We start from the raw sequence: 9,299 nt of genomic DNA, 5'->3' as shown, positions 1-9,299 counted from the left end.
GGCCGTATCGGTGGGAACGGGGGCGGCGGTGGGGAGTGGTGGGCCGGTGGGGGCGGGGGTCGAGGGGGTCGGGGTGGGGGTGGCGAGGCGGTTGATGACTTCGCGGCGGGAGGTGGAGTCGGCGCCGGAGTTGGTGCCGGGGATGGGGTCGAAGGGGATCCAGCCCCAGCCGGTGAAGTAGACCTCGGGCCAGGCGGTGGCGTCGGAGCCGCGGACGACGCCGTCGGGGGTGCTGGGGCGGAAGCCGACGACGATGCGGGACGGGAGGCCGACGGCGCGGGCCAGCACGGCGAAGGCGGAGGCGAACTGTTCGGCGGTTCCCTCCGCGGCGCCGGGGGTGCCTGGCGGGGCGAACAGGAAGGTTTCCAGGCGGGCGTAGGAGGAGCCGACCGGGGCCTCGGCGTCGGTGCGGCGGTTGGTGCGGACGACCTCTTCGATGGCGACGGCTTGTTCGAAGGGGGTGCGGGCATTGGCGACGGTGCGGCGGGCGTACTCGGCGAGGGAGAAGGGGAGTTGGGGGAGGGCGAGGTAGCGGCGGGTCCCGGGAACGGCGGCACCAAGCAGGTCCCGGTCCTCTGCGGTGTCCACTGTGGACCGCACCTCGTATTGCAGTCCCGGGCGCAGGCCGGCGGGCAGGACCAGGGAACCGGAGTCGGCGTCCACCACGGCATCCGCGGTGCTGACGTAGGTCGGGCGGCCGGCGGCCGGCAGCCACGGGCCGGCCAGCGCGCCGACGGTCACCTCGACCGTGGCGGACACCGGCCGGATGCCGGCCGGCAGCTCGGGCGGGGCGACCGCGCCGAGCGGCCCGTACACCGTCCCGGCCCGCCAGGTCGCCCCGGTGTACTCGGAGAGCGCCACCAGCCGCAACGGCACGTCCGGACCGCGCACCCGGAACAGCTCGGTGTCCCCGGCCGACGCCCAGGACGACAGTTGCGGCAGCGGGCTGGCCACCGGCAGATCCTCCACCGGCGGCGAGATCAGCGTGCGCGGCTCGAACGGCGCGGCCGAGGACGGCAGCAGGCCGACCAGCACGGCCAGCCCGGCCAGCGCGCCGACCAGCACTCCCGGCGGTACCAGCGCACTTGCCCTGGCGCGCTGGGTCCGGGCCGCCCGGTCGAGCACCAGCCAGCCGAACCCGGTCAGCGCCACCATGGCCAGCGCCACCAGGCCGTGCGGGTCGGCCTGCCCGGCGGTGAGCAGCGCCGCCGCGAGGTAGAGCACCGCGGCGCCGGCCGCCGGCACGAACAGCGCCCGCCCGCGGCTCAGCACGGACAACGCCACCACCAGCGCGACCACGACCACCAGCAGCGCACCCGGCACCAGCAGCGCGGCCACCGGCGGCGCCGGCCGGACCGCGGTCAGCAGCCGGGGGATCAGGTCGGTCACCGCGTCCAGCGTCGCCGCCCCGGTCAGCAGGTAGGTTCCGCCAGCGGCCAGCACCAGCACCCCGATCACGGTGAACCCGGCCGGCATCCGCGCCGCCCGGGCGGCCAGCACCAGCCCATAGGTCACCGCGATCGCCGCGACGAACACCGCCACCGGCAGCACCCCGGCCCACGCGGTCGCCAACTGGCTCGCCCCCACCGCGAGCAACGCGAACGACCATCCCAGGCGCAGGACGCTGGTGTTGGATGGTTGGCTCCCGCTCGCGGTGTTGGATGGTTCGCTCCCGCTCACCGGACCACCACCGTGTCCCAGGCGGTCACCAGTTCCTCGACTCGCGCGCCGCGCAGCACCAGCACGGTGCCCACCGCCGACAACGGAGCCGGACCGGCCGTCGGGTCCACCACCAGCAGCACCCCGACCGCCGCCCGCCCGGCCTCGAGCAGCAGCGGTCCCGGGTCCGCGGCGGCACCGCACACCACGGCGACCACGTCGAGATCCCGCACCGGCACGGACAGCGGCGCACCCGCCAGATCGGACAGCCGCAGCTCGGCGAGTGCGGCCAGCACCAGGTCGGTGTCCTCGACCGCGCCGGCCGGCACCTCGACGTCCACCGCGCCGGAGGCGGCCAGCAGCCGGACCGGATGCCCGGCGGAGATCGCCGAGGTGAGCAGCGACGCGGCCACGTCGACCGCGTCCTCGAACCCGTCCGGGTCCGGGTGCCCGCCGGCCCGGTCGTCCAGCACGACGGCCAGGTGCGGGCGGGCCGGGTCGGCGTCCTCGCGGATCATCAGCGTGCCGGTCCGCGCGCTGGTCGCCCAGTGCAGCCGGCGCAGGTCGTCGCCCGGGATGTACTCCCGCAGCCCGACCAGATCGGTGCCGCCGCGCTCGACCCGCTCGTCGGCGCCGACATGACCGCGGCGTGCCCCGGACGGCAGCCCGCGCACCGGCAGCACCCGCGGCACCACCCGCACCTCGACCACCTCGCCGAGCACGGTCCGCGCCTCGGTCAACCCGGCCAGCCCGCGCCGGCGCAGCACCAGCGGGCCGACCGACAGCAACCCGCGGCGCGCGGTGGGAATCGGGTACTCGACCCGGTTGCGCTCCCCGGGCCGCAGCGGCGGCACGTCGATCCCGACCGGATCCGCGCCGACCCGGTCGGTGGCGTCGAGTTGGACCGCGAGCCGGCGGGCCACGCTGGTCAGCTCCAGGGTTCCGGTGCAGGACCCGAGCCGCTGCACGGTCCTCGGCCGCACCGACCGGGACGCCCGCACCGGCGCCGGCAGCAGCAGCGAGCCCACCGCGGCCAGCGCCAACCCGACCAGCGCCACGCCGAAGCCGAGCAGACCCGGGTAGTTCCACCAGATGCCGAGCCCGGCGAGCAACCCGCCGAGCAGCCCGGCGCCGGCTCCCCGTGCGGTGAGCCGGATCCGCCCGGTCATGGGGAGGTCGGCCGGGGAACCGGGACACCCGCCAGGGTGTCGGCGAGCACCTCCGCGGTCGTGGCGCCGGCCAGCAACGCCTCCCTGGTCAGCACCAGCCGGTGCGCCAGCACCGGTTCGAGCAGCCGCTGCACGTCGCCCGGCACCGCGAAGTGCCGGCCCTGCGCGGCCGCGTACACCTGCACGCAGCGCACCAGCGTGCGCAGCCCGCGCGTGCTTGCGCCCAGCCGCAGCTGGGGCGCCGACCGGGTCCACGTGCCCAGATCGCTGATATAGCGCAGGATCGGCTCGGCCACGTGCAGGTTGGCGAGCAGCCGGCCGTACTGGGCCACGATCTGCGGGCTGGTCACGGTCGGCACCTGGGCCACCCGGCCGGCGCCGCTGCCCGGGCGCAGCACGTCCAGTTCGTGCTGCTGGTCCGGATAGCCGATCGTGGTGCGCAGCATGAACCGGTCGAGCTGGGCCTCGGGCAGCCGGTAGGTGCCGTCCAGGTCGATCGGGTTCTGGGTGGCCACCACAAGGAACGGGTCCGGCACCGCGTGCGCGACGCCGTCCACCGTCACGGTGCGCTCCTCCATCACCTCGAGCAGCGCGGACTGGGTCTTGGCCGCCGCCCGGTTGATCTCGTCGGCGAGCACCACGTTGGCGAACACCGGGCCCGGCCGGAACCGGACCTGTCCGCTGCGCGGGTCGTACACCGAGGTGCCGGTGACGTCGGAGGGCAGCAGGTCGGGGGTGAACTGCACCCGCCGGGACAGCCCGCCGAGCGCGCCGGCCACCGCCCGGGCCAGCGTGGTCTTCCCGGTGCCCGGCACGTCCTCGAGCAGCACGTGACCGCCGGCGAACATGGCCACCAGCACCAGGTCGATCACCTCGCGCTTGCCGCGCACCGCGGTCTCGACGGCGTCGCCGACCTGGGCGTGCAGCACCCGGAAGGCGGCGATCTCGTGCTCCCCGATCGCCGGCCCGGCCACGGTGGTCATGTCCGGCCGCCGCGCCGGATGCCGATCCGCAGCAGCACGGCGAGGGCAAGGAAACCCAGCCCGGCACCGGCCGGGCCGGCCGGATCGACCGGGTCGGTCGGGGACAGTTCGACCAGCCGGTTGCCGTTCAGGCACAACACCCGGCCACACGTGGGTTCCTCGCTGCGCACGTTGAACAGGCGCGCGGCCGAGTCGACGAACCGGCTGTCGTCCCGCGCGTGTGCCCGGAGGACGACCCGGTTGGAGCCGATCTCCACGGGGACCGTGACCGAGTTCGCCGAGCACGCGACCGGGTCGATGTAGCCGTGGGTCAGGTTCACCAGCTCGCACCGGCCGTCGTGGCTCGCCCAGTCGGCCGGCGGGGTGAGCGGCAGGGTGCGGGTGTACTGGTCGACCCGCTGCGGCGTGCCGATGATCGTGACTCCGGCCGTGGGCACCGGCGCGGGCGGCGGTGGCGGCGGGGTCGTGGTGGTGGTGGTGGTGGTGGTCGGCGGCGGGGGCGGCGGCTGCGTGGTCGGCGGCGGCGGTGGCGGCGTGGTCGTCTGCAGCGGCACGTTCCATGGCCGGGTGCCCGCCGGTCCCCGGCCGGCCGAGTTGGTCGCGGTGACCGACACGTCCAGCCGGCCGTTGTCGCAGAAGCTGCTGCCGGCGCACGGGAAGGTCAGCGCAACGCTGGTGCCGCTGGTCGTGGCGCTCGCGTTGCCGCCGTTGAACGACCCGGTGGCCGTGACCGCGTACCCGGTGACCGGCGCGCCGTTGGCCGGGGCCGCGCCCCAACTCACCGTGACGGACAGGTTGGCCGCGGTGCGGCTGGCCAGCGTGACCGTGATGCCGGGCGGGGCGCCGGGCACGGCGGCCACGGCGGGCGGGGTGGTCGCGGGCGGGGCGGTGCTGGCCGGCGTCTGGCTCGTCGGCACGCCGCCGCCCGGCACCTGTGGCCCCGGCGGTTCCTCGCGCGGCGGCTGCGGGTTGTTGCTGTTGCGCGGGTTGTCCCGGGGCGGGTCCGGCCGGCGCGGGCTGGGCGGCGGCGGTGACGGCACCTCGGGGATCGGCGGCCGGTCCGGGTTGACCACCTGCAACTCGGGGCTGCGGATGACCACCTGGCGGGTGGAGCCGTCCGCGTCGACGACCGTGCCGCGCTCGGCGCCCGGCGCGCTGATGAACAGGTGGCCGTCGTCGGTGACCACCTCGGGGTCGCCGGAGCCCGCGGCCGACACGTCGGGGCCGCCGCGGTTGCCGGACCGGTCCAGCACGATCACCTTGCCGGCGCCGCGGCACGGCACGTACACCTTGTCCCGGAACACCACCGGGCGGCCGGGGGTGGCGCAGCCGAGCCCCGCGACGTTCACCCGCAGCACCGCGTCGCCGGCCACGATCACCACGGTGCCGGAGCCCGGCACGGCGGCCGGAACCAGTCCGGACGGGCTGGTCTGGGCCGCGAGCACCTCGCCGGACAGTTGCGGGGTGGAGGCGGACACGTCCTGCCCGGTGCCGGCTTGGCGCACGACGCCGTTGTCCAGGCCGAGCAGCGTGACGCCGTTCTTGTGCGGCACCAGCACGGTGCTCGGTCCGGCGCCCGGGATCCGCTCGTCGGAGCGCTCGGTGAACCGGGATTCGCCGTCGTTCCACTCCAGCGCGTGTAGGTTGCCGCCGTGGTCGACGGCCCACACCACACCGTCGTCGTCGACCACCACGTCGGCCAGCGGCTGGCCGGCCTCCCATGCCTTGCCGACGTCGGCGAGGGTCACCGGGTCGGCGTTGTGCACGGTGCCGGTGGTCCGGTCGACGACGTAGATCCGCCCGTTGGACACCAGCACCTTGCTGGCCGGCCCGGGGTTGGCCTGGCGGCGGCCGCTGGCCAGCAACGTGGCCAGGTCGATCACGGTGATCTGGCCGGTGCGCCGGTCCAGCACGACCAGCAGGCCGTCCTTCTGCGTGATCTCCAGCGCCGCGTTGCCGCCGCTGACCTGTAATCGGGTCTCCGGCCGGCCGGATGCCGGGTTGACCTGCACCACCTCGCCGCGCGGGCTGTCGGACAGCCAGGTCAGACCGTCGGAGACGTCGACGGCGGTGCGGGCCACCCCGTTGCCCAGTGCGGCACCGACCAGCAGCAGCACGCCGAGCGCGGCGGCACCGTAGCTCGCCGACTCCCGGGTGCGGCCCCGCCTACCGAAGAACCGTTGGACCTTCCCCGCCATGCCGATCCGCATGTCCACCGCCAACTCTTCCCCACGATCTCGCGCGGAATGCTACTGGATGGGATCTTGTCGCAATCATCGGTTCCGACCGTCGACGCGAAAGATCTTCAAGTCGCGTTCGTCACCGGGCCGCCACCGGATTGGCGGAGCTTACGGTGTGCCGCACCCGGCGCCGGTGTCAGCCCCGGGTGTAGCGGTGCTTGACGCCGACCGGGAAGTACTCGGGGTCGGCGTTGGGGCGCAGCACCACCTGCGGCAGTTGGCGCTGTGCCGGAACGTAGTGCGCGAACTCGCTGTTCAGCCGGCGCAGCTGGACCAGGATCGACCGCGCCACGACGTCTTCCCGCTCGGCACCGCCGTCCTGCCGCGGCGCGAGCTCGACCGTGATTCGCAAGCGGCGGTCCCGGTCGGCGTCCTCGACCGTCTCCAGCACGAACTTGCCGGTCACCCAGCCGCTCACCTCCGGCTGCTCCAACCCGACCGTCACGTTCTCCGGATAGATGTTGGCACCGAAGAAGGACACGGTGAACAGCGAGCGGCCGAACACGTAGACGAACGGCTGCCCGCTCCCGGCGCCCGGCTCGAACCCGTGCCGGGCACAGAAGTCGAGCAGCTCGCCGGCGGTGATCAGCCCGCCCTCGTCGGCGATGTGGTAGCGGATCAACGGGATTCCGTTGTCGCACGAGACGACCAGGGTGCCGTCCGGGGTGGTCTCGAAGAACCGGGCGGCCGGTTCGTACTGCACCAGCGTGGGCAGCCGGGAGTCGCCGAACAGCTCGCGGGCCAGCTCCGGCCGCCCGGCCAGAAACCGGCGCACCCGCACCGAAAGCGGCGTCTCGTTGCCAAGCACCCCGGCATCGGCGGTGCCGTACAGGCTGGCCGAGTCCCGGTCCACATCGGCCATTCCGGCGCGCCGGGCCAGCAGGTCCCGCCACTCCTCGCTGAACACCTCGCCGGCGAGCACCAGCTTGATGGCGTACCGGGACCAGTTCAGCCCCTCGGCGATCCCGGTGTCCACCACGTCCTTCACGAACGGCGGATAACCCAGCAGCACCACCTGGTCGAAGTACCCGCCCAGTGCGGGCAGCACCCGCAGGATCTCCGCCTTGTTGTTGCCCGGCGCCACCACCGTCACCGGCAGCCCGCGCCCGGCCAGGTGCCGCACGCAGGCCACCGTGTACAGCCCGCCCACCCAGGTCCCCAACGGAAAGCACACCACCGCGAGCGTGCTCCGCTCAGCCGCGCCGAACCCGGCCACGAACACCTGCTCGAACCGGTCCGTCACGGCCAGCTCGTCGGTGCCGAACCGCGGCCAGAACGTCGGCTCCCCGGTCGACCCGGACGACACCGCGATCATGTCGCACGCCGCCAGCCGCCCGTCCCGGCACAACCGTGGCAGCGGATGCCGGCGCAGATAGTTCTCCTTGGTCAGCAACGGCAACCGGGCGAACTCGGCGAGCGTCCGCACCCCGCGCGGGTCCACCCCGTGCTCGGCAAGAAACTCCCGGTACGCCGGCACCGACCCGGCCACCCGATGGAACAGCTCAACCACACGATCTTCGGGCCGCATGCGACCACTCTGTCAGGTCAGGGTGCGTGCACGTCGCGGCGGTTGAAGGCGATCAGGGCGGCGGTGGTGAGGGCCAGGGTGAGGGCGAGCGGGGCGAGGTAGCGCCAGGGGTCGGTGTCGGTGGTGAGCGGGTTGCCGCCGAGAGCCCAGTTCCACGGGGCGAGGTACTTGGCGTTCTCCCAGCCTTCGCGCAGGGGGAACAGCGCGGACAGGACGTAGCCGGCGACCGCGATCCCGACCCCGGCGGCCATGGCGGCGCCGGGTCGCGGCGTCAGCCCGGCGGTGATCGCGCAGGCGCCGACCGACACCAGGGCGGTGAGGGTGCACAGGGTCACGGTCGCGGCCAGCCGGGAGGTGGTGATGTCCAGCTCCCAGATCGAGTTCGAGGCGAGCTGGATGATCAGCACGGCCAGGCCGAGGGTGACCATCGCCGCGGTGGCGGTGCCGATCCTGGCCAGCAGCGCGGCGGTCCGGGACAGCGGCTGGGTGAGGATCAGCTCGTAGTGTCCGGAGTCCTCCTGGCGCGCGGTCAGCGTTGTCAGGATGGAGCTGCCGGCGCAGGCCATCAGCAGCGGGACGATGAGCGCGTAGAGGTTGCCCCACAGGAAGCCCTCCGGGCTGCTCAGGTCCTCGATGCCGAGCGCCTCGACCAGTCCCTCCGGCATGCCGGCGACAGCCGCGCCGGACTCCGGGTTGTCCCGGAACGCCGGCCAGAACGCGGTGGTCAACCCGATCAGCGCGGCAAGCGACACGGCCCACAGCAACCAGGACCGGCGCACCGCCCGGGCCGCCCCGGCCACCAGCACGCCGGTCATGACGGCTGCTCCTCGTACAGGGTGCGGAAGGCGTCCTCGAGATCGGGTTCGGCGATCTCCACCGAGAGCGGGCGGACCGCGGCCAGCGCGGTCAGCAGCGGTTCCGGCGGGCCGGTGAACCGGGCGTGCACCCGCCGGCCGTCGCGGCGCAGGTCGGTCAGGCCGGGAACCGCGGACAGGTCCGGTGCCGCGGCGCCGAACACGGCCTCGACCCGCTGCGCCGCGGTACCGCGCAGCTCGTCCACGGTGCCGCGGGCGACCACCTGGCCGGACCGCAGCACCACCGCGCGGTCGGCGGTGCGCTGCACCTCGGCCAGCGAGTGCGAGGAGAGCAGCACGGCGGTGCCGCGGCCCTTCGCCTCGCCCACCAGATCCCGGAACACCTGTTGCAGCAACGGATCCAGCCCGCTGGTGGGTTCGTCCAGGACGAGCAGCTCGGCCCGGCTCATGAACGCGCCGACCAGGGCGACCTTGCGCCGGTTGCCGGTGGACAGGCCCTTGGCCGGTTTGGTCGGATCCAGGCCGAGCCGGGCGGTGACGTCCGCCCGGCGCGCCGCGTCGCAGTCGCCGCGCAGCCTGGCCAGCACGTCGAGCAGCTCGCCCGCGGTGGCCCTCGGCGGCAGCCGCAGCTCGGCGGGCACGTAGGCGACCTTCTGCCGGGCGGCCACGCCGTGCTTGCGGGTGTCCGCGCCGAACAGTCGCAACGTGCCGGCGGTCGGCCGGATCAGGTCGAGCAGGCAGCGGATCGTGGTGGACTTGCCGGCGCCGTTCGGGCCGAGGAACCCGACCACCTCGCCGGGCTCGACGTCGAGGTCGATCCCGCGCACGGCGTGCACCTTGCCGTAGTCCTTGACGAGTCCCCGTATCTCCACAATGGACATTCGGGCATGTTATCGCCGGCCGGC

General features: G+C 74.2%; 7 protein-coding genes. All 7 read right to left on the bottom strand.

Annotated elements, in window-relative coordinates:
• Positions 1-1,680 (bottom strand): DUF3488 and transglutaminase-like domain-containing protein (locus tag VFV67_RS16750; protein ID WP_326471071.1); only part of this gene is annotated, 1,680 nt, incomplete at its 3' end.
• A complete protein-coding gene (locus VFV67_RS16745) occupies positions 1,677-2,828 on the bottom strand; it encodes a DUF58 domain-containing protein (RefSeq protein ID WP_326471070.1) in 1,152 nt (383 codons plus the stop codon). The genes VFV67_RS16745 and VFV67_RS16750, both read right to left, overlap by 4 nt.
• Positions 2,825-3,811 (bottom strand): MoxR family ATPase, encoded by a 987-nt coding sequence (locus tag VFV67_RS16740; RefSeq protein ID WP_326471068.1) that lies wholly within the window; start codon positions 3,809-3,811, stop codon positions 2,825-2,827. The genes VFV67_RS16745 and VFV67_RS16740 overlap by 4 nt, the downstream gene beginning before the upstream one ends.
• Positions 3,808-6,027 carry a fibronectin type III domain-containing protein gene (locus VFV67_RS16735; RefSeq protein WP_326471066.1) on the bottom strand — a complete coding sequence of 740 codons (2,220 nt, stop codon included), beginning with the start codon at positions 6,025-6,027 and terminating at the stop codon, positions 3,808-3,810. Before VFV67_RS16735 ends, VFV67_RS16740 begins: the two co-directional genes overlap by 4 nt.
• Before the next feature lie 160 nt (positions 6,028-6,187).
• The gene (locus VFV67_RS16730; RefSeq protein ID WP_326471064.1) at positions 6,188-7,579 is read right to left on the bottom strand and encodes a phenylacetate--CoA ligase family protein; all 1,392 of its coding nucleotides are present in this window, start codon (positions 7,577-7,579) and stop codon (positions 6,188-6,190) included.
• Positions 7,580-7,596: 17 nt separating this feature from the next.
• A complete protein-coding gene (locus tag VFV67_RS16725; protein WP_326471063.1) occupies positions 7,597-8,394 on the bottom strand; it encodes an ABC transporter permease subunit in 798 nt (265 codons plus the stop codon).
• Positions 8,391-9,275: an ABC transporter ATP-binding protein gene (locus VFV67_RS16720; RefSeq protein ID WP_326471061.1), complete on the bottom strand. Its 885-nt coding sequence runs from the start codon at positions 9,273-9,275 to the stop codon at positions 8,391-8,393. The genes VFV67_RS16725 and VFV67_RS16720 overlap by 4 nt, the downstream gene beginning before the upstream one ends.
• Positions 9,276-9,299: the final 24 nt, after the last annotated feature.

The sequence above is a fragment of the Actinophytocola sp. genome (genome assembly GCF_035762905.1).
In the GTDB taxonomy this organism is placed as follows: Bacteria; Actinomycetota; Actinomycetes; order Mycobacteriales; family Pseudonocardiaceae; genus DASYTH01.
Note: the sequence above shows the minus strand (reverse complement) of the source record. Positions and strands in the feature narration are given on the sequence as shown.

Coding starts and splice junctions, on each gene's coding strand:
- VFV67_RS16745 (WP_326471070.1), bottom strand. CDS start 2,828: ATGACCGGGCGGATCCGGCTCACCGCACGGGGAGCCGGCGCCGGGCTG.
- VFV67_RS16740 (WP_326471068.1), bottom strand. CDS start 3,811: ATGACCACCGTGGCCGGGCCGGCGATCGGGGAGCACGAGATCGCCGCC.
- VFV67_RS16730 (WP_326471064.1), bottom strand. CDS start 7,579: ATGCGGCCCGAAGATCGTGTGGTTGAGCTGTTCCATCGGGTGGCCGGG.
- VFV67_RS16725 (WP_326471063.1), bottom strand. CDS start 8,394: ATGACCGGCGTGCTGGTGGCCGGGGCGGCCCGGGCGGTGCGCCGGTCC.
- VFV67_RS16720 (WP_326471061.1), bottom strand. CDS start 9,275: ATGTCCATTGTGGAGATACGGGGACTCGTCAAGGACTACGGCAAGGTG.